The following is a 19,969-nucleotide window of genomic DNA, read 5'->3' as shown; positions in this document are numbered from 1 at the left end:
GGACGACGATGTCTCTGTACTTCTACCTGGAAAAAGGCGCCTCCCTGGACCCGGACGCGCCCTGCCTGACCCTCGACGGGAGTTCCGTCTCCTACGGCCAAGTGGTCGAACTCGCCGAGGCCGTCGCCCGCGCGCTGCGGCACTCCGGCGTCCGGCCGGGGGACAAGGTCGGCATCCTCTCGGCCAACGACCCGACCGCGTTCACCTGCGTCTTCGGCATCGCCCGCGCGGGTGCCGTGTGGTGCCCGATCAACCCGCGCAACGCCGCCGGCGAGAACGCCGAACTCCTGGACCTGTTCGACTGCGCCACCCTCATCTTCCAGCCCGGCTTCGAAGACCTGGTCCGTCAGATCGCCCCGAAACTCCCCAAGCTGACCACGCTCGTCCGCCTCGGTGAGGGTGACGACTTCGCGCCGGGCTTCCCGGACTGGCTCGACGCCGCTCGCGACGATCCCGGCGTCGAAGCCGCGCAACCCGGCGACGTCGTCGCCCTGGTCGGTACCGGCGGCACGACCGGGCGGCCCAAGGGCGTCATGCTCACCGGCCGCAACCTCGAGGCGATGTCGGCGATCACGCTGATGAGCTACCCCTTCGAAGGGCGTCCGGTGTACCTGGCCCTGGCGCCGCTGACCCACGCGGCCGGTGTCCTGTGCTTCCCGATCCTCGCCCGCGGCGGGGAAGTCGTGATCATGGCCAAGCCCGACGTCGGCCGGTTCCTGGAGCTGATCGAACGCCACCGCGTCACCCACACGTTCCTGCCGCCGACGCTGATCTACATGGTGCTCGGCCACGAAGCCCTCGACCGCACGGATCTCTCGTCCCTGCAGTGCTTCTGGTACGGCGCGGCCCCGATGTCGACGACGCGGCTCACCGAAGCACTCGGCCGCATCGGCCCGATGGCGCAGCTGTTCGGCCAGTCCGAAGCCCCGATGATGATCTCGACGATGTCGCCCGCGGACCACCGCAGACCCGACGGAACCGTCCACACGGGACGGTTGTCGTCGGCCGGGCGGCCCTCGCCGCTGGTCACGGTGGCGATCCTCGACGAAGACGGGCGGCCCGTCCCGAAGGGGGAGCGCGGGGAGATCTGCGTGCGCGGCTCGCTCGTGATGGCCGGCTACTACCGCAACCCGGAGGCCACGGCCGAGGCGTCCGTGCACGGCTGGCACCACACCGGCGACATCGGGTTCCTCGACGACGAGGGCTTCCTCCACATCGTCGACCGCGCCAAGGACATGGTCATCACCGGCGGCTTCAACGTCTACTCCGCCGAGGTCGAACAGGCGGTGATGGCCCACGACGCCGTCCGCGACTGCGCCGTGATCGGGCTGCCCGACGACAAGTGGGGTGAACGCGTCACCGCCGTCGTCCAGCTCCAGCCCGGCCGGGAGCTGGACACCGGCGAGCTGATCGCGTTCGTCAAGGACCGCATCGGCAGCGTCAAGGCGCCGAAGCAGATCGAGATCTGGCCGGAGCTGCCGCGCTCCACCGTCGGCAAGGTGCTCAAAGCCGACATCCGTTCCACCTTCACCGAACGCAGCAAGGAGGCTGTCCGACCATGAAACTCGCGCTCTACCTGCCGAACTTCCGGGACAAGGTGACCGTCCGGGAGCTCGAAGACCTCACCGCGCTCGCCGAAGACCTCGACTTCGACTCCGTCTGGACGCTCGACCGGATCATCGTCCCGGAGGCCTCGGACCGAGGGGAAATGCAGTACCCCTTCGGGATGCTGGACGAAATGGGCAAGCAGCTCCCGGTGAGCTCGCGGGGCGAGTTCCTCCAGGGCATGCCGCTGCTCCCGTGGCTCGCGGCGAAGACGTCGAAGGTGCGGATCGGCATGAGCATCATCGACACGCCCTACCGTTCGCCCGGCGTGCTCGCCGCGGAGCTGGCCACCATCGACCACCTCTCGGGCGGAAGGCTCAACGTCGCCGTCGGCTCCGGCTGGATGCCGGAAGAGTTCGCCGCCGCCAGTGCGTCGCACATCTTCCCCAAGCGGCACAAGCACGTCCGCGAAACCCTGGAGATCATGCAGGGCATCTGGACCAACGAGGTCTTCGAGTACCACGGCGAGTTCGCCGACTTCGAGCCGGCCGGATTCGGCGCCAAGCCGGTGCAGAAGCCGCACCCGCCGATCTTCTTCAGCGGCCTCAAGGACCCGAAGCGCTCGGCCGCCCGCATCGCCAAGTACGGCCTGTCGGGCTGGATCGGGATCCAGGACTCGCCCGAGGACATCCGGCGGTGGCGCACCGAGATCCAGCGCGAGCTCGACGAACTCGACACCAAGCGGTCGGTCGACGACCTCGAGATCTCCAGCATGATCTGGTTCGTCATCACCGACCAGGACATGGACCAGAGCCCGCGGGGCAAGGGCACGAACCTGCTCGTCGGTTCCGAGGCGCAGATCACCGACCAGCTCAAGCGGTACAAGGAAGCCGGGCTGACCATGCCGTTCCTGTGGCCGCCCTTCCAGGACGTCCCGGTGGCGAAGACACTCGACGACATGAAGCGCCTGAAGGAAGAAATCCTGCCCAAGATCGAAGCGATGTGAGAGGAACCAGCATGTCCGAACTCGAGGGAAAGCGCGTCTTCGTCACCGGGTCCGGCGCCGGCATCGGCAAGGCGATCGCGGCGCTGTTCACCGAACGCGGCGCCCGGGTCGTGATCAGCGACATGAACGCGGACGCGGCCAAGCAGGCGGCCGACGAGATCGGCGCCGCCGGCGTCGCCAACTGCGACGTCACGGACGAGGCCCAGGTCCAGGCGGCCATCCAGCAGGCGGTCGACCTCCTCGGCGGCCTCGACGTCCTGGTCAACAACGCGGGCATCGAGGTCGCGTCGCCGCTGCTGCAGCAGTCGACGGAGAGCTTCGACAAGATCTTCGCGGTCAACGTGCGCGGCACGTTCGTGGCGATGAAGGCGGCGACCCCGCACCTGGTGGAGTCCAAGGGCAACATCGTCAACATCGCCTCGATCGCGGGCATCGGCGGCAGCCCGCTGCTCGGCTCCTACTGCGCGACGAAGGCGGCGGTCATCCAGCTGACCCGGGTCGCGGCGGTGGAGATGCGCCCGGCGGGCATCCGGGTCAACGCGGTCTGCCCGGGCTTCGCCGACACGGCGATGGTCGAGCGCCTGGTCCCCGACTTCGAGGCGGCGACCCAGGTCCCGTTCGGCGACCTCGTCGCAGCGAAGCAGGGCCGGCTCGGCACCCCGCAGGACATCGCGGAGGTGGCGGCGTTCCTGGCCTCCGACCGGGCGACGTGGATCACCGGCAGCCACTACGTCCTCGACGGCGGGCTGACGGCGTCACTGGTGTGACGTGACGGCCGGTGGGTCCGCGCGACCCACCGGCCCCACTCGGCGGACTGTCGACCAACTGTCGACGGGCCGTGCGAGCGTCGGCGCATGAAACGAAACCGACGGCGGGCGCTGCTGGTGACCTCGGCGATCGCCGCTCTCTCGCTCGGAACCGCCTTCGTCGTGTCGGCGGCCGCGGTGCCCCGGGCCGGCTCGGGGCCGGGCGGGTGCTTCGACCCGGTCGCTTTCGGGGCCGTGCCGGACGACGGCGTGGACGATCGGGTGCCCGTCCAAGCGGCCCTCGACGCGGCGAGCGCCGCGGGCGGTGGCACGGTCTGCCTGGGCAGCGGGCGATGGCGGGTGTCCCGCGCGCCGGTGGGGTCCTACGACCGGTTCGCCGCGCTGTCCACCCACGGCGCGCACGTGACGCTCACCGGGACCGGGCCGGGCTCGGTGCTCGAACTGGTGGGAGACCAGCAGGCCGCCTCCGTCGCGGTGCTCTCGCTCGACCCGGGGGCGAGTGACGTCACCGTGCAGCGGCTCATGATCGACACGTCCGCGGCGACCAACACCGACGAGCAGACCCACGCGATCGCGATCGGCTCCGGCGTGTGCACGACGGCGAACGGGACCTGCTCGATGCCGGTCACCGACGTCACGGTGCGCGACGTCGTCTTCGCCCACCCGCCCACGCCCGGGGCCCGCAAGGGCGACTGCATCCGGGTGCTCGGCAACACCCCGGCCACCGCCGTCAAGCGCGTCACGATCGCGGGCGGGTCGTTCGTCAGCTGCGCGCGGTCGGGGATCGGCGTGCAGCGCAACGTGTTCTCGCTTGCGGTACTGGGCAACCACTTCGGCGAGCAGATCGGTGACACCGCCTTCGACGGGGAGGCCACCGGCGGTGACTGGGACGACGGCCTGCGGCTCGAGGGCAACTCCTTCGCCGATTCGACGGTGAACTTCAGCGCTTCGCTGACGTCCTACCGGCACGCGACGATCACCGGGAACACCTTCGCCGGCAAGGGACTCTCCCTCTACCGCACCGAGGACGTCGTGGTGGCGGACAACACGTTCGACGTGACCGCGCTGAGCGGCGCCGGGGTCGTCGACGCGCAGAACGTGGCCACCGGCGACAAGATCGCCGGCAACATCATCCGGCGCCACGGCGTGGCCGGCCCCGGCATCCGGATCACGCCGCACAGCGGCGGGATCCCGGCCCAGGTGACGGTCACCGGCAACACGATCGCCCTGGACGGTGACGCGGACGGGATCTACGGCGATTCGGTGCACGAGATCGGCGTGCGCGACAACGACATCACGTTCACCGGTGCCGCCCCGAACGGTTCGGGAGTCACGCTGCAGGGCATCAGCGGGCCGATCGAGGACGTGATGATCACCGGCAACACGGTGACCGGCGCGAGTCCCTATTTCGCGGCGGTCCGCCTCGACTCCCGGCCCGAGCCGTTCCACGGCGTCACGGTCGCGCTCAACGCTTCGCGCGGCGCGGCCCGGTCGCTGCAGTGCTCGCAACGGGCACCGGGCGGCTTCCCGCCGTCGATCATCTCGACCGGCAACCGGTGGAACGTCGCGCCGACCTGCCCGGTCGCCACGCTGCAGCCGGGCCAATGACCGGCCGGAGGAGACACTGATGGCCAGAGGAACCGACCTTCATCCCTTCTACCAGCGCGGGCTGCGCTGGGACCAGGTGAGCGACCTCGCCTTCGCGTGGGTCAAGGTCTCCGACGGGGGAGCGCCTTACACCCGCACCGAGGGCGGCGTGACCTACCGGCCGGACACCCACGTGGCCGGCGCGAAGTCCCGCGGGATCCCCGTCGGCGGCTACCACTACGCCCAGCCCACCCTCGGTCCCGAGAAGCAGGCCGACGTGCTGCTCGCCGAGGTCCGGCGCATCGGCGCGACCGGCGTCGCGCCGATGCTGGACCTCGAAGCCCCGTTCCGCCCGGACACCGCGGCGCGGGACTTCGGGATCGCCTTCTGCCGCCGTGTCGCGGCGGCGGGCGTCCGGCCGGCCGTCTACATGAGCGCGTCGTTCGCCGCCGCGCTGCGCCCTGACCAGTGGGACGTGCCGGGCCTGGTCATCGTGATCGCCCGGTACGGGGCGCGCCCGGAAGCCCCCGGCTCCGGCCGGTACTCCGGCCGCTACGACGTCCACCAGTACACCAGCGGCGGCAGCCTGCCCGGTTCCGCGGGTGCCGTCGACTTCGACGAGTCCTACACCGACCACCACCTCGACCAGGAGGGTGCCATGCCGTTCACCAGTGACGACTTCGTCCAGTTCATGTGGGGCAACGTCTTCGACAGCGCCGGCAACCGCAACTACGCCCAGTTCATGAAGGACCTGGACGCCAAGGTCGCGGCGCTGGGTTCGTCGCTCGACGCCGTCACGAAGCTCATCACGGACAGCTCGGCGCACCCCGTCGACCCGCAGCAGCTCGCGGCCGCGCTCGAAGGCAAGCTGGTCGCCGAGCTGGTCCCGGCCGTCACCGAGGCGGTCACCAGCGCGGCGGGCGTCGAGACCGCGGACGAGGTCCGGCGGATGCTCGTCGAGCGTCTGACGTCCCCGTCGTGACTCAGGAGCGGCAGAGCAGCGCGTCGGGCGTGCGGTTCGAGCCGATGCGGCCGGTGTACGCCACCCCGGCGACGTACTCGCCCGGTGCGCACTGTCCCTTGTAGTTACCGGAAGCGAAGTCCCCGCCCAGGTCGCCCGCCGGGCGGTTGTCGCCGCGGTCGAACCAGACCGTGCGGCCGTTGTGGCCGAGCGGGGTGGGGGAGCGGCCGCACAGCACGGCCGACACCGCCGCGCCGCGCACGCTGTAGCCGACCACCGCGTGGTCCGGCGGGCACTGTGCCTTCGTGTAGCCGGACGCCCAGTCCGTGTCCACATAGGACTCGTCGCGGACCACGGCGTAGGAGGACGGGGTGGAAAGGGTCCCCGTGCAAAGGCCACGGCCGCCGGTGTGCGCCAGCCCGATCAGGCGCTGGCCGTCGGGGCAGGCACCCTTGCGCGCGCCCGGGTCCCAGTCCGGCTGGCCGCGGACGGTGCGCGACTCCTGGAAGTCCGCGTAGTCCAGGTCGAGCATCGACCAGTGCTCGGCCGGCGCGACCTGCCCGGTGCGCGACGGCGCGTTCACCAGCCGCTGCCAGGCCGGGCCGCGCCAGTCGGTCCCGTCGAGGACGTCGATGCGGTGGCCGGCCGCGTCCCAGGCGAGCAGCGACCACCCGTCCCCGGATCCGTTCGTCTGGAAACCGACCGCGGGCCAGTAGGCGAAGTCGGTGTCGGTCTCGGCGAGGTAGTTCACGAAGTTCTCGAAGAAGGTGCGCGAGGCGGGATCGGTGGTGTTGCGGCCCTCGCCGAACTCGCTGATCCACAGCGGCGCGGTGTAGTGCTTGCCGGTCTCCGCGGAGACGAAGAACGCCTGCCGGTACAGGGTGTCGCGCAGGTCCTGGGGCGAGAGGTCGCGGTAGCGCGGGTCGTGGGTCTCGCCGATGCCGGTCGCCCCCGAGTGGTTCGGGCCGGTGTAGGCGTAGAAGTGCGCGGAGTAGACCAGCTTCCCGGAGTCGACGAGCGTGTGCGACAGCGTGCGGGCGGGTTCCAGCGTCGGCCGTCCGTGCGCGAAGCCGTCGATGGGCAGGCCGGTCCAGTTGATGCCCTCGACGATGATCAGCAGGTCGCGGTTGGCCTCGGTCAGGATGCGGTCGCCGACCTGCTGGCTCGCGCGCTGCCAGTCCTTGTCGTTGCCCCAGCCCCAGTTCGGGTCGTCGAAGGTGTTGCGGCGGACCTCGTTGTACAGGTCGGCGCCGACGACGCGCTTGTTCGCGGCGAACCGGCGGGCCATGAACAGCCAGTCGTCCTGCCACTGCTGCTCGGACTGCGCGGTGTTCCAGCGCTCGTTGCCGTCGAGCCCGCAGCACCAGCGCGACGTCGTGGTGTGGTTGTTGAGGATGACGGCGAACCCGCGCGCGGTGAGCCGCTCGACGACGCGGTCGTACACCTGCAGCGGCGTCAGTCCGTGCAGGCCCGGGTTGGCCGGCAGGTCGGGCACCGGGTTCGGGTCGTGGATCATCGCGTTCGAGAACTGCAGCCGCACGCTGTTGAGGCCCAGCTGCGCGAGCCCGTCGATGACGGTGTCGATCGACGCGCGGTCCAGCCCGAGCGGGGTCTGGTAGGCGATCTCGCCGGCGTGGTGGTTCGCGGGGTCGTTCACGTCGCCCGACCCGGTCCACGTCCCGCTCCCGCCGTGCCAGTTGGCGGACTTCAGCTTGAAGCGGTCACCGTTCGCGTCGACGATGTACCGGCCGCGGGTGCTGAGCGGTCCCGCGAAGGCCGGCGGATCGGCCGCGGCCGATGCCGGCAGGGCGGGAACGGCCACGAAACCGGCGGCCGACAGCACGGTGAGCACGACACCCAGGAACCTCACGGGCGGAGGTTAACCAACCTACCCACGAGTTGCATACGGCCACGTGGGTCAACGTCGAGGCCGGCGCGACGGTGGACAGGACCACGCGGACGTGTTGGGCTGGGGGTGACTTTCCACCCTGCGACGTCCGAGGAGCGCGGCCCTGAGCCTGTTCGAGTACCTCCGCGAGAACTGGATCGACGTCGTCAACGACGCGATCCTGCACGTGGACCTCACCCTCGCGGCGGTGGCACTGGCCGTGCTGGTCGGGATGACGATCGGCCTGCTCACCTACCGGCGGCGGTGGCTCGGCTCGCTCGCGACCACCACGACCGCAGCCTTCCTGACCATCCCGTCGATCGCGCTGCTCGGCATCCTGATCGGCCCGTTCGGACTCGGGCTGACGAACGTCCTCTTCGCACTGGTGCTCTACGCGCTGCTGCCGATCACGCGCAACACGATCGTCGGCCTGCGCGGTGTCGACCCGGCGGTCGTGGATGCCGCGCGCGGCATGGGCCTCGGCCGCGCGCGGGTGCTGTGGCGCGTGCGGCTGCCGCTGGCCTGGCCGGTGATCCTCTCCGGCATCCGCGTCTCGACGCAGATCACCATCGGGATCGCCGCCATCGGCGCGTACGTCAAGGGCCCCGGGCTCGGCAACGAGATCTTCGACGGGCTCGGCCGGTTCGGCGCGGTCAACTCGCTGAACCAGGTGCTGACCGGAACGCTGGGGATCGTCGTGCTGGCGCTGCTGTTCGACCTGGCCTTCGTGGTGGTCGGCAAGCTCACCACGCGACGGCGGCCGCGCTCCCTGCCCGAGACGGTGCCGGAGGAGACGGCAGGCACCGCGGGCGAGACGATCGAGCTGCGCGAGGTCAGCAAGCTCTACCCCGGGCAGGCGCGGCCCGCGGTCGACCGCCTCACGCTGCGGATCCCGGCGGGCGAGATCGTCGTGCTGACCGGGCCGTCGGGGTGCGGCAAGACGACGACCATGCGGATGATCAACCGGCTCGTCGAGCCCACCTCGGGCGCGGTCACGATCGGCGGCACCGACGTGACGGCCCTCGACGTCGACGAGCACCGGCGCCACACCGGGTACGTCATCCAGCAGATCGGGCTGTTCCCGCACCTGCGCGTGGACGCCAACATCGCCGTGGTGCCGCGCGTGCTCGGCTGGACCCGCCGCCGCGTCGCCGCCCGCGTGCGGGAGCTGCTCGACGTCGTCGGCCTGACCCGCGAACACGGCCTCCGGTACCCGCGCGAGCTCTCCGGCGGCCAGCAGCAGCGCGTCGGTGTCGCGCGGGCGATGGCCGCGGACCCGCCGGTCATGCTGATGGACGAGCCGTTCGGCTCCACCGACCCGATCACGCGCGCCCGCCTGCAGGACGAGTTCCTGCGCCTGCAACGGGAAGTGCGCAAGACGATCGTGTTCGTCACGCACGACTTCGACGAGGCGCTCAAGCTCGGCGACCGGATCGCCGTGCTGCGCCCGCGGTCGGAGATCGCGCAGTACGACACGCCCCAGGCGATCCTCGCCGCGCCGGCCGACGACTACGTCGCCTCCTTCGTCGGCTCGCAGCGGAACCTGAAGCGGCTCGCGCTGATTCCCGTGTCGCAGCTGGAACTCCGGCCGGTGCCCGGATCGGACGGCCTGCCGGTGATCCCGCCCGGGGCGACCCTGCGGGACGCGCTGGACGCGATGGTGCGCACCGGCCGCACCGAGGTCGTGGTCGAGGACGGCGCCAAGCGCGCGCTGGGCGTGTGCGATGTCGACGGCCTCCTCGGCGCGCTGCGGCCCGCCGAAGCCGAAGAAGCGCCCGCGCCGGTGAGCGCGCCGGCCCCGGACAGCGTGACGCCGTCCCGGTCGCCCCGGCGGCGCCGGCTCGGGCTGCTGGTCCGGCCGGTGCTCATCGCCCTTACCTTGCTGGCGCTCTACTTGCTCGTGCGCGCGCAGCCGATCGACTCGATCGAGCAGCGGTACCTCAACGCCGGCGAGATCTTCACCGAACTGGGCGCGCACCTGCGGCTCACGCTGATCTCGACGGTGTGCACCCTCGCCATCGCCCTCCCGCTCGGCATCCTGCTGACCCGCCCCGGCGCCCGGTGGGTCCGGCCGGTCGGGTTGGGCCTGGGCAACCTCGGCCAGGCGATCCCGTCGATCGGGCTGGTCGTGCTGCTCGCGCTCTGGGTCGGCACGGGCACCGGGACGGCGGTGGCCGCGCTGGTCGTCTACGCGACCCTGCCGGTGCTGCGCAACACGATGGTCGGGCTCGACGGCGTCGACCCGACCCTCGTCGACGCCGCGCGCGGCATGGGCATGACGAAGACGGCGATCCTGTGGCGGATCGAACTCCCGCTGGCCGTCCCGGTGATCCTGGCCGGGATCCGCACGGCGCTGGTCCTCACCGTCGCGAGCGCGACGCTCGCGACCTTCATCGACGGCGGCGGTCTCGGCGGCGGGCTCGTCGCCGGGATCGGGCTGTACCGCCCGATCCTGAGCCTGACCTTCGGCATCGTCGTCGCCGCGCTGGCGCTCTTCGCCGACTGGCTGGGCCTGCTCGCGGAGGAGGTCCTGCACCCGCGCGGTTCGTAGCCCGACCCACTCGAGGAGGCCCCACCCATGCTCCAGCGCACGACAGCCGCCGTGCTCGCGCTCGTCGCGGTGCTCGCCGCGGGGTGCACGATCGGCAAGGACCAGACCGGCGCCCAGGTGGGCGAGGGATCCATCAAGAAGATCGACGCGCTGAGCGGCGCGCAGATCCGCGTCAGCTCCAAGGAGTTCGACGAACAGCTGCTGCTCGGCCAGATCGCGCTCGTCGCGCTGCAGGCGGCCGGGGCGAGCCCGCAGGACAAGACCAACATCACCGGCTCGAGCAACGTCCGCCAGGCGCTCACCAGCGGCGCGGTCGACCTGTACTGGGAGTACACCGGCACCGCGTGGATCAGCTACCTCCACCAGACCAAGCCGATCGCCGACCCGCAGGCGCAGTACGACGCGGTCAAGCAGGCCGACGCCGCCAACGGCGTCACGTGGTGGGCCCGCTCGCCCGCCAACGACACCTACGCCATCGCGGGCAACCCGGCGACGGTGGCCAAGACCGGCGTGAAGACGGTGTCGGACTACGCGGCCCTCGTGGCCAAGGACCCGGCCGGGGCGTCCACCTGCATGGGCCCCGAGTTCAAGAGCCGCGACGACGGCTTCCCCGGCCTGGCGAAGACCTACGGGTTCAGCCTGCCCGACCCGCAGGTGCACCTGCTCAACGACGCCGTCGTGTACACCTCCATCGGCAAGGGCGACCCGTGCGGCTTCGGCTCGGTGGCCTCCACCGACGGGCGCGTGGCCGGCCAGAAGCTGGTGGTGCTGGAGGACGACAAGCACTTCTTCCCGACGTACAACCCGGCCATCGCGATCGCGTCCGGCCTCGCGGGCAAGTACCCGCAGCTGGAGCAGCTTTTCACCCCGATCGCGGCGAAGCTCGACACGGCGACGCTCACGGACCTGAACAAGAAGGTGAGCGTGGACGGCCAGAAGCCGGCGACGGTGGCCCACGACTGGCTCAAGTCGGCGGGCTTCATCAGCTGAGCCGCGTTTTCCGGCGAAGCGCCACGGCGGGGCCGCGGAATCTGCCATGATCCGGCAAAGCTCCCATACCGCGCGAAGGATGAGACCATGTCGGCCGAAATGGACCAGCTGATCGCCCAGTTCGAGACCTTCCAGTCGAAGGTGCGCCAGGCCGAAGCCCGGTTCGCCGGTGTCGGCGACATGCAGGAGCGGATCGCCCAGGTCGGTACGTCCGTGACCTCGCCGGACGGCACGGTGACGGTCACCGCGGGGGCCGGCGGGACCGTCACCGACCTGCGGCTCACCGCCGGCGCGATGCACCTGGAAGCGGGTCAGCTCGCCCAGCGGATCATGAGCACGCTGCGCCAGGCCGTGGCCGGGGCCGCCCAGCAGCAGGCCGCGATCGTCGACGACGCGTTCGGGGACCAGCTCGGCGTCGACGTCGGCGGGCAGGTCCGGCAGGCCCAGGCCGAAGCGTTCGGAACCGCGGCGCCGGAACCCGCGTCGGAGCAGCAGGCGCCGCGGCCGCGACGCCGTCCCGCGCCCGGGGACGACGACGACTTCGACCAGGGTCCGATCCTCCGCCGCTCCTGAAACCGACCGAGGGAACTTCCGCGATGTCAGACGGAATCCAGACCAACATCGACGCGATCTCCGGATACGCGCGCCAGCTGCCGTTCTACGAGCAGGAAGCGGACAAGTTCGGGGCGAAGATCGACGCCGCCGACGTGACCGACACGGCCTGGGGCGTCGTCGGGATCTGGGCGAAGCAGGGCTACACCGACCGCCTCGGCGAACTGCGTTCGCTGCTGGGCGAGCTGAAGGACGGCGTCGACGGGCTCACCACCAAGATGACCAAGGCCGCCGAGATGTACCGCGGGACCGAAGAGGCGGGCGTCATCGCCTTCGGCCGGTACGAGGCGGAGATCGACTCGATCGGAGGGCAGGGCAAGTGACCGAGCCCAAGAAGAGCATCGCCGACGCGCTGGACGTCCAGCCGTACGACGAGAGCATGAGCGCGAACCTCGACCGCGCGGCGGAGGCCACGCCGGTGGTCGGCACGCTGTACAAGTCCGGCAAGTCGATCAGCGAGCACGCCCAGCAGGCGGCTTCGGCGGACGGCGCAGGGGAGCTGGCTTCGGCGGGCAAGGCACTGGTCGGTGACGGCGCGGCGTTCGTCGGCGCCGCCGCGACCGACATGGTCACCTTCGCGATGGACCCGATCGGCTGGCTGGTGAGCCACGGGCTGAACATGCTGCTCGAGCTGGTCCAGCCGCTGCAGGACGCGCTGCACGCGGTCACCGGCGACGGGCCGGCCATCGGGCACGCGTCGGAGAACTTCGCCTCGATCGCGCACGGCTTCGTCGCGCTCGCCGAGGACTTCGAGCAGACCGGCGACACGGCGCTGGCCGAGTGGGTCGACGAAGCGGGCAAGGCGGCCAAGGAAGCCCTCGGCGACTTCTCGTCCGGCATCCGCGGCGTCGGCTCGGCGGCCGGGTCGGTCGCCGAGGTGCTGCAGATGTGGTCGATGGTCATGCAGGTCATCGAAGAGGTGATCAAGGCCATCATCACCGAGCTGGTGTCCTGGCTGATCACCATCTGGCTGCCGGCGCTGGCCGCGTCGGTGATCAGCTTCGGCAGCTCGGTCGCCGCCGCGATGACGGCGTCGATCGCCAAGGCCGCGAGCGTGCTGCAGAAGGTCACCCGTTACCTCGGCAAGTTCGGCAAGCTGCTCGACACGTTCATCGAGTTCCTCGCGAAGTACTCGACGAAGGTCGTGGAGATGACCCGGAAGTTCCGGCTCGGCCGGTACGCCGGGGAGTCGCGCTTCGGGCTGGACACGCTGGAGAACACGGCCCGCGTGCCGTTCACGCCCGGCAACCGCGCGCTGACCACGATGTTCGGCACCTCGGTCGGCGCGAGCCCGCTGGTCGCCGGCGCGAGTGTGAAGGCCGGGATCGCGGCGGGCAAGACGGCGTTCACCGAAGGCAAGGAAGCCGTCACCCCGGAGGAGGACGAACCGTGGTTCGACAAGAGCGCGATCGGCGGGGACCAGAGCCCGGAGGAGACCCGGCGGAACTTGGACATCTAGCGCGGAAGGCCGTCGAGCTCGGCGACCGCATGGAGTCCGCCGCCGACGCCGCACAGGTGCGCCCGGGATTCCGCGAGCGCGTGGAGGCGCAGATGGGCGAGCGCTGGCGGGAGCCGGTGATCGTGCTGCGCCTGGGCGACGCGGACCTGCGGTTCGCCGTCCCCGGCCGCCGCGAGGACGGCACGGTCGAGGGGTCTCAGCCCGTGCTGCGGGCGTTCGGGAACGTGGCGCGCGGGATCGGCGCGGCGGTGGGGTTCGTCGCGTACCTGGCGAGCGCGGCGGGCAGCGGAGGTGGCAAGGGCGAGCGCGCGGTCCACGTGACCGGCCCGGCGGATGCCCTCGTCCTCGAGCCGCTCGACCGGCTCCGGCGGGCAAAGGGCCCGTGGCTGGTGTGCTCGCCGACGTCGGTAGCGCTGGTCGAGACGGGATCGACGTACCTGGACCCGGCCGACGCACCCGAGCCGCAGGTCCTCTGGGAGGCCCGGGGTACGGACGCCCCGGAGGTCAGCTTCCGCAAGCGCACGCTGACCTGGCCGGACGGCTCGCAGTTCAAGTTCCCGCTGAAGGGCCGTACGGAAGAGCGGCACCTGCGGCAGTTCCACGAGTACCCGGACGTGGTCCACTGGCCGGAGGGACCGGCCTGACCGACCTCGAACCCTCGGTGTGCGTCTGACGACAGCCGGTAACTACTCTGTTCGGAGTAGTGCCGCACCTGTTGGAGGTCCCGGTTGGTTCCCGCCCGTCGCTGGCTGGTCGTCGCGGCCGTGTGCGCCGTCGTCGCGGTCGCCGTCTACCTCCTCGCCGTCTGGACCGTTCCCGGGCAGGCACTGGAGAACGCCGCCCTGCGCGGAGCCGACGAGGCCGCCGCGCGCGATCAGGCCGTCGCCGACGAGACCCTGGGCCGGATCACCGTGTACTCGCTGGCCGTCGCTGTCGTGCTCGTCGGCGTGGTCGGCCTGCTGCGCCGGCGGGCGGATCTCGCCTTCGCGGCGGTGGGCGTGATCGTGGCCGGGCAGCTCGTGACGCAGGTGCTCAAGCGGTACGTGCTGCCCCGGCCGCCCCTCGTGCCGCTGACCGGGCACTACGCGGACAACAGCCTGCCCAGCGGGCACACGACGATCGCGATGACCGTGCTGTTCGCCGCCCTGCTCGTGGTGCCCTACCGCTGGCGCGGCGTGACGCTGTTCCTCCTGCTCTCCTGGGCGGTCGGCATCGGCGCGTACACGGTGACGGCGAAGTGGCACCGGCTCTCCGACACCCTCGCCGCCGACGCGATCGCGCTCGGGCTCGCCTGCCTGGCGTCGTGGTGGCTGGCGCGCCGCGGGGCCGTGCACCGCCACGACGGGCCGCGCCGGATCCCTCGGGTGCTCGTCGTGACCGTCGCCGCGCTCGGCGGGGCGGTGTTCCTGGCGCTGGGCACCGTCCTGATCGGAGCGTCGCTGCTCGGCGGCGGCTACGACGAAACCGTGCGGGACAACGCCTGGGTCGGCTACCTGGCGGCGAGCTCGTTCGCCTCCTTCGGCTCCATCGCCGCGGCGCTGGCGTTCCTCGCGACCTGGCGCCGGCTGGAGATCGCGTGAACCCGGCGCTGTTCCCCCTCGCCGCGGCCGTCTTCTGCTTCGCCGTCTTCCTGATCAGCTTCCTGCTCGACCGCCGCAAGCTGCGCAACGGCTTCTACCTCTTCTTCGCGCTCGCGTTCTTCGGCCTCGCCGTGCTCGCGCTGCTGGCGTCGATCTCGCCGGACGCCGCCGCGATCGTCGCGTTCGGGCTGTTCGCGCTGATCCCGCTCACCATCGTGGTGCTGGCGGTGTTCCTGATCGGCAACGGCGTGACGATGCTGCGCCGCGAAGGCCGCCGCCCGGCGAACCTGCTGTCCCTGGCGGCCGGCGTCGGCATCGTGGCGCTGATCGTCTTCGGCTTCGTGGCCGGGCAGCTCGGCTGGCCGCCGCTGGAGGCGGTCCGCGACAGCGTCGACGGGATCGTCGCGTACCTGTCGTTCCTGTTCGTCTGCTTCCTGCTGTACTCCCTCGTCTACGGCCGGATCGGCAGCCGCCGCCCGCTCGACTTCGTGGTGGTCCTCGGATCCGGCCTGCTCGGCGGCCGGACCGTCCCGCCGCTGCTGGCCGGCCGGCTCGACCGCGGCCGGCGGGTCCTCGACGCGGAGTACCGCAAGGGCCGCGTGCCGCTGCTGGTCACCTCGGGCGGCCAGGGGCCGGGGGAGGACCTGCCGGAGTCGCACGCGATGGCGGACTACCTCGCCGACCGCGGCGTCCCCCGCGAGCGGATCGTGCTCGAAGACCGGTCCCGGACCACGCGCGAGAACCTGGCGTTCAGCGCCGACCTGATGCGCTCGCGGCGGCCGGGCTACCGCTGTGTCGTCGTCACGAACAACTTCCACGTCCTGCGCGCGGCCGTGATCGCCCGCAAGGTCAAGGTGAACGGTCAGGTGATCGGCGCGCCGACGGCGTGGTACTTCTGGCCGAGCGCCACCCTGCGCGAGTTCGCGGCGATCCTGGTGGACCACCGGATCCTCAACGGCGTCGTGTGCGCGACGATCATCCTGGCCAGCGTGCTGAAAGCGATCTAGCGGCCCGGGAAGTCCGGCAGCGTGAGCGCCGAGTGCTCGGGTCGCGGCGTGGACGCCGGGACCTTCGTGAGCTTCCGGAGCGCGGCGTTCCGCTCTTCGAGAGCTTCCGCCGTGGAGGGGAACAGTGTGGCCTTGCCTTCGCTCACCAGGGCCTGGTTGCTTTCGACGAAGTTTCGCAACCGGCTCTCGTAGGCCGCGAACGCCGCCGTGTGGTCGGGGATCGTGGCCAGCGCGTGGCCGAGCACGTACGCCCCGACGAGGGCGAGGCTCGTGCCCTGGCCGGTCAGGAACGACGGCGCGTACCCCGCGTCGCCGACGAGCGCGACGCGGCCGTCCGTCCACCGTGGCAGGTGAATCTGGCTGACGACGTCGAAGAACAGGTCGTCCGCCTCGCGCATCGCCTCGACCATGCGAGGGATCTCCCAGCCTTCGCCGGCGAACGTCTCGGCGACCAGATCGCGCTGGGCGTCGGGGTTCCGGAACGCCTCGATCGGCGGGTTCGGGCGGGCGAAGACCAGGAACCCGTGGACCTCCTTGCTTTCGAGGACCGCGTAGAGCGCCGCGCCCTTGCCGGGCGTGCTCCACGTCAGCCCTTCGCGGTAGAGGCCGAAGTCGTTGGGCATGGTGAACCCGGCGAAGCTGTAGCCGAGGTAGTGGTGAAACTGCGCTTCGTCGCCGAAGACCAGCCCGCGGGTGTTCGAGTGCAGGCCATCGGCGCCGATCACCAGGTCGAAGGTCTCTTCGCGGCCGCTGCGGAAGGTGACGTCGACGCCGTTGTCGTGCTGCGCCAGGGTTTCGACGCTGTCGCCGAAACGGAAGCCGGCGTCGTCGCGCACCAGGTCGTACAGCGTGCTCGTGAGGTCGCCCCGGCGGATCTCGATGTCTTCGCTGTCGACACCGCCGATGATCACGTTGGGTTCCAGGGCGGCGATCTCGCTGCCGTCGGTGTCGAGGAAGGTCAGCAGGCGCGTGGAGATGTGCAGGTCCCGCAGGCGGGGGAGGATCCCCATCCGGCGGGCGGCGTCCAGGGCGGTGCCGCGGACGTCGATCGGGTAGCCGCCGTCCCGGATCGTGGCCGACTTCTCGACGACGGTGACCGCGAAACCGGCCTTGCGCAGCCAGAAAGCCAGGGCGGGACCGGCGATGCTCGCGCCCGAGATCAGGACGGAGCGTGGTGTGGTGTTCATGGTGACCCCCGATAGCTAAGTTAGGTATCTATGTCGCGGGTGCGACAATGCCGGGGAAGATCCGCGGCATGAGGCAACTATATACCTAAGTTAGTTATCTAAGGGGTGTGATGGCCGCCACCGAAGCGGGCGACGAGCTGCGTTCCGTGCTGCCCCGGCTCATGCAGCTGGGCAACCTGATGAACCGCAGCGGCCTGGGGGAGCGGGCCATGAAGCGGATCGGGGCCGACCTCGACCGGCCCGGGCTGTCGATCATCCTCGCCCTGCACATGACCGGGAAGGCGATGCGCGTCGGCGAGATCGCGGAGCGGATGCAGGTCGCCGGGCCGCACGTCACCCGGCACCTGCACGTGCTCGAACGACGGCGGCTCGTGCGAGGCCTGGCCGACCCCGACGACCGGCGCGCCCGCCTGGTCGAGCTGACCCCGGACGGCGCCGAACTGGCCGACCGGTACGTCACGACGCTGCTGGGCTGGTTCGGCGAGGCGCTGTCCGGGTGGTCCGAGGCGGACCGCCGGACTTTCTACGACCTGCTGCTGCGCTTCACCGACGACCTCGCGACGTTCCTCTCGGCGGCCGGCGAAGAGGACTGACCCTTTTTCGCTGTGGGCGAACCGCGGTAACGCATTCCGTGCACGAGCGTTCTGTCCTTTTCGATGATATCCTTGCCGTGTTCGAACCATCGGTTCCGATGAATTCCCGCCCCGTCTGCTTTCCTGCCCGGCGAGATCAATCGACCTGACGCAGCCGCCGCCTTTTGTGCTACTGCCGGCGCCTTTGCTCTGCTGCCCGCGACACGAGAAGCCGCTTGTTCCACGCGAGCGTGCGCGTGGACCGATGTGAAGGGGAATGTCCATGAACGACGCTGTTCTGGCCCAGACTGCCAACATCAACCCCGGCCTCGCCGCCATCGGCTACGGACTGGGTGCGATCGGCCCGGGAATCGGAGTCGGGCTGATTTTCGCGGCCGTCATCAGTGGTAGCGCGCGTCAGCCGGAAGCGCGAGGAAAACTGCAGACGATCGGTTACTCGACCTTCGTGCTGACCGAAGTCCTCGCGTTGATCGGCATCGTCGTGTACTTCATCGCATCCACCAAGTGAGCCCGGCGCCTGCGCGTGGTGTCCCCGCGCGCAGGCGCCGCTGTCTGCGATGGATAGGTTACATGACTTGACTGTAACGCAACTCCGGTCTAGCGTCGCCTCGTAGCGGAACGCGAAGAGGAGAGGCAAAGTCATGACCGAAGTCATCGCCGGTCTGGAGGTGCCCGACACCGCGGCGGTCGCCGAGGCGACGAAGCACCTCCAGGAGACAGCCGGGCCGCTGGTCTACCACCACTCCCGCCGCGTGTACTTCTTCGGCCGGATCCACGCCGAGCGGCTGGGGGTGGCGCCGGATCCCGAGCTGCTCTACCTGGCCGCCATGTTCCACGACACCGGCCTCGCGACGCCGTTCTCCGATGCGGTGCAGCGCTTCGAGGTCGACGGCGCCGACCACGGGCGCAAGTTCCTGCTGGACCGCGGGTTCCCGGCCGCCGCCGCGGAAACCGTGTGGACGGCGATCGCGCTGCACACGACACCCGGCATCCCCGGCCGGATGGGCCCGGAGATCGCCGCCACGCACTTCGGCGTGCTGACCGACATCGTCGGGTTCGGCCTCGGTGACCTGGACGCCGACCGGCTGGGGGAGATCGTCGCCGTGCACCCCCGGGGCGACTTCAAGAACGAGTTCCTCGCCGCCTACTTCGAAGGGCAGAAGAACCGCCCGGACACCACCAACGGCACCGTGAACGCCGACGTGATCGCCCACTTCCTCCCCGGCTTCCGGCGCACGACGACCGTCGAGCGCGTCCTCGGATCCGCCTGGCCCAGCTGAACAGGAGCAGCCGTGCAAGCCATCATCGCCACCGACCGGGACGCGGGCGTCGAGGGGCTCACCCTCGCCGACCTGCCCCACCCGCACGCCGCCGAGAACGACGTCGTCGTGCGGGTCCACGCCGCCGGGTTCACCCCCGGCGAGCTCGGCTGGCCCGTCAGCTGGACCGACCGAGCCGGCCGCGACCGCACGCCCAGCGTGCCCGGGCACGAGCTGTCCGGCGTCGTCGCCGAGCTGGGCTACGGCACCACCGGCCTGACCGTCGGCCAGCGGGTCTTCGGCCTCGCCGACTGGGCGCGCGACGGCTCCCTGGCCGAATACACCGCCGTCGAGGCACGCAACCTCGCGCCGCTGGCCGCCGACATCGACCACACGGTGGCCGCGGCGCTGCCGATCTCCGGGCTGACCGCGTGGCAGGGGCTGTTCGACCACGCCGGGCTCACCACCGGCCAGACCGTGGTGGTCCACGGCGCCGCCGGCGGCGTGGGGTCGATCGCCGTCCAGCTCGCCCGGGAGGCCGGCGCCCGGGTGATCGGCACGGGCCGGGCCGGCGACCGCGACCTGGTGCTCGGCCTCGGTGCCCAGGCCTTCCAGGAGCCGGACGCCGATCCGGGGGAGCAGGTGGACGTGGTCTTCGACGTCATCGGCGGCGACGTCCTCGCGAAGTCGGCCGCGCTGGTGCGCCCCGGCGGCACCCTGGTGACCATCGCCGAGCCGCCGACGGTCCTGCCGAAGGACGCGCGCGCCGTCTTCTTCGTGGTCGAACCCGACCGCGCCCGGCTCGCGGACCTGGCCCAGCGGGTGCGGGACGGGCGCTTGAAGCCCCTCGTCGGCGAGGTGCGCCCGCTCGCCGAGACGCCCGACGCGTTCACTCGCCGGCGGCGCGTCCCGGGCAAGACGATCATCCGGGTGGCGACGGACTGACGACCGGAGTCGCGCCGCGAACGGACATGCTC

At 70.9% G+C, this 19,969-nt stretch carries 19 protein-coding genes; 17 read left to right on the top strand and 2 right to left on the bottom strand.

The features are described 5' to 3' along the window. The first annotated feature begins 8 nt into the window (after positions 1 to 8). From QQ657_RS04760 to QQ657_RS04740, 5 genes are all read left to right on the top strand, one after another. Entirely contained in the window at positions 9 to 1,562 is a 1,554-nt protein-coding gene (locus QQ657_RS04760; protein ID WP_284740802.1) for an acyl-CoA synthetase, read from the top strand. Beyond that, positions 1,559 to 2,551: an LLM class flavin-dependent oxidoreductase gene (locus tag QQ657_RS04755; RefSeq protein WP_284740801.1), complete on the top strand. Its 993-nt coding sequence runs from the start codon at positions 1,559 to 1,561 to the stop codon at positions 2,549 to 2,551. Before QQ657_RS04760 ends, QQ657_RS04755 begins: the two co-directional genes overlap by 4 nt. Positions 2,552 to 2,562: 11 nt before the next feature. Beyond that, entirely contained in the window at positions 2,563 to 3,318 is a 756-nt protein-coding gene (locus tag QQ657_RS04750; protein WP_284740800.1) for an SDR family NAD(P)-dependent oxidoreductase, read from the top strand. Between the two features lie 87 nt (positions 3,319 to 3,405). Then, positions 3,406 to 4,926 (top strand): right-handed parallel beta-helix repeat-containing protein, encoded by a 1,521-nt coding sequence (locus tag QQ657_RS04745; RefSeq protein ID WP_284740799.1) that lies wholly within the window; start codon positions 3,406 to 3,408, stop codon positions 4,924 to 4,926. Between the two features lie 19 nt (positions 4,927 to 4,945). Next, a complete protein-coding gene (locus QQ657_RS04740) occupies positions 4,946 to 5,887 on the top strand; it encodes a glycoside hydrolase family 25 protein (RefSeq protein WP_284740798.1) in 942 nt (313 codons plus the stop codon). Between the two features lies 1 nt (position 5,888). On the opposite strand, the gene QQ657_RS04735 is transcribed toward QQ657_RS04740, so the two are convergent. Then, a complete protein-coding gene (locus tag QQ657_RS04735) occupies positions 5,889 to 7,727 on the bottom strand; it encodes a glycoside hydrolase family 5 protein (protein ID WP_284740907.1) in 1,839 nt (612 codons plus the stop codon). 214 nt (positions 7,728 to 7,941) lie between these two features. Here QQ657_RS04735 and QQ657_RS56930 point away from each other — a divergent pair, with 214 nt between their 5' ends. The 8 genes from QQ657_RS56930 to QQ657_RS04685 all read left to right on the top strand — a co-directional run bounded on the left by QQ657_RS56930 (position 7,942) and on the right by QQ657_RS04685 (position 15,953). Next, on the top strand, positions 7,942 to 10,305 hold the full coding sequence (locus tag QQ657_RS56930; protein WP_434056717.1) for an ABC transporter permease subunit: 2,364 nt from the start codon (positions 7,942 to 7,944) through the stop codon (positions 10,303 to 10,305). Positions 10,306 to 10,332: 27 nt separating this feature from the next. After that, positions 10,333 to 11,295: a glycine betaine ABC transporter substrate-binding protein gene (locus QQ657_RS04715; RefSeq protein WP_284740797.1), complete on the top strand. Its 963-nt coding sequence runs from the start codon at positions 10,333 to 10,335 to the stop codon at positions 11,293 to 11,295. An 87-nt stretch (positions 11,296 to 11,382) separates the two neighbouring features. Next, the gene (locus QQ657_RS04710; RefSeq protein ID WP_284740796.1) at positions 11,383 to 11,868 is read left to right on the top strand and encodes a YbaB/EbfC family nucleoid-associated protein; all 486 of its coding nucleotides are present in this window, start codon (positions 11,383 to 11,385) and stop codon (positions 11,866 to 11,868) included. 23 nt (positions 11,869 to 11,891) lie between these two features. Next, a complete protein-coding gene (locus QQ657_RS04705; RefSeq protein ID WP_284740795.1) occupies positions 11,892 to 12,230 on the top strand; it encodes a hypothetical protein in 339 nt (112 codons plus the stop codon). After that, complete coding sequence (locus tag QQ657_RS04700) at positions 12,227 to 13,366, top strand: hypothetical protein (protein WP_284740794.1); 1,140 nt, start codon at positions 12,227 to 12,229, stop codon at positions 13,364 to 13,366. The genes QQ657_RS04705 and QQ657_RS04700 overlap by 4 nt, the downstream gene beginning before the upstream one ends. A gap of 29 nt (positions 13,367 to 13,395) precedes the next feature. Continuing rightward, entirely contained in the window at positions 13,396 to 14,010 is a 615-nt protein-coding gene (locus tag QQ657_RS04695; protein WP_284740793.1) for a hypothetical protein, read from the top strand. An 84-nt stretch (positions 14,011 to 14,094) separates the two neighbouring features. Beyond that, complete coding sequence (locus QQ657_RS04690) at positions 14,095 to 14,946, top strand: phosphatase PAP2 family protein (RefSeq protein ID WP_284740792.1); 852 nt, start codon at positions 14,095 to 14,097, stop codon at positions 14,944 to 14,946. Continuing rightward, positions 14,943 to 15,953 carry a YdcF family protein gene (locus QQ657_RS04685; protein WP_284740791.1) on the top strand — a complete coding sequence of 337 codons (1,011 nt, stop codon included), beginning with the start codon at positions 14,943 to 14,945 and terminating at the stop codon, positions 15,951 to 15,953. The genes QQ657_RS04690 and QQ657_RS04685 overlap by 4 nt, the downstream gene beginning before the upstream one ends. Here QQ657_RS04685 and QQ657_RS04680 read toward each other — a convergent pair. Further along, positions 15,950 to 17,140: an FAD-dependent monooxygenase gene (locus tag QQ657_RS04680; protein WP_284740790.1), complete on the bottom strand. Its 1,191-nt coding sequence runs from the start codon at positions 17,138 to 17,140 to the stop codon at positions 15,950 to 15,952. The genes QQ657_RS04685 and QQ657_RS04680 overlap by 4 nt on opposite strands. 110 nt (positions 17,141 to 17,250) lie before the next feature. On the opposite strand from QQ657_RS04680, the gene QQ657_RS04675 reads away from it, so the two are divergent. From QQ657_RS04675 to QQ657_RS04660, 4 genes are all read left to right on the top strand, one after another. Beyond that, complete coding sequence (locus QQ657_RS04675; protein ID WP_284740789.1) at positions 17,251 to 17,733, top strand: MarR family winged helix-turn-helix transcriptional regulator; 483 nt, start codon at positions 17,251 to 17,253, stop codon at positions 17,731 to 17,733. Positions 17,734 to 17,995: 262 nt separating this feature from the next. After that, positions 17,996 to 18,241 (top strand): ATP synthase subunit c family protein, encoded by a 246-nt coding sequence (locus QQ657_RS04670; RefSeq protein WP_284740788.1) that lies wholly within the window; start codon positions 17,996 to 17,998, stop codon positions 18,239 to 18,241. 133 nt (positions 18,242 to 18,374) lie between these two features. Next, positions 18,375 to 19,013, top strand: coding sequence for an HD domain-containing protein (locus QQ657_RS04665; RefSeq protein ID WP_284740787.1), 639 nt, complete (start codon positions 18,375 to 18,377; stop codon positions 19,011 to 19,013). Positions 19,014 to 19,025: 12 nt separating this feature from the next. Continuing rightward, on the top strand, positions 19,026 to 19,937 hold the full coding sequence (locus QQ657_RS04660; protein ID WP_284740786.1) for an NADP-dependent oxidoreductase: 912 nt from the start codon (positions 19,026 to 19,028) through the stop codon (positions 19,935 to 19,937). Positions 19,938 to 19,969: the final 32 nt, after the last annotated feature.

Source organism: Amycolatopsis ponsaeliensis, from assembly GCF_030182635.1.
Classification (GTDB): domain Bacteria; phylum Actinomycetota; class Actinomycetes; order Mycobacteriales; family Pseudonocardiaceae; genus Amycolatopsis; species Amycolatopsis ponsaeliensis.
The sequence above is the reverse complement of the archived record's forward strand: the minus strand, read 5'-3'. Positions and strand labels throughout refer to the sequence as shown.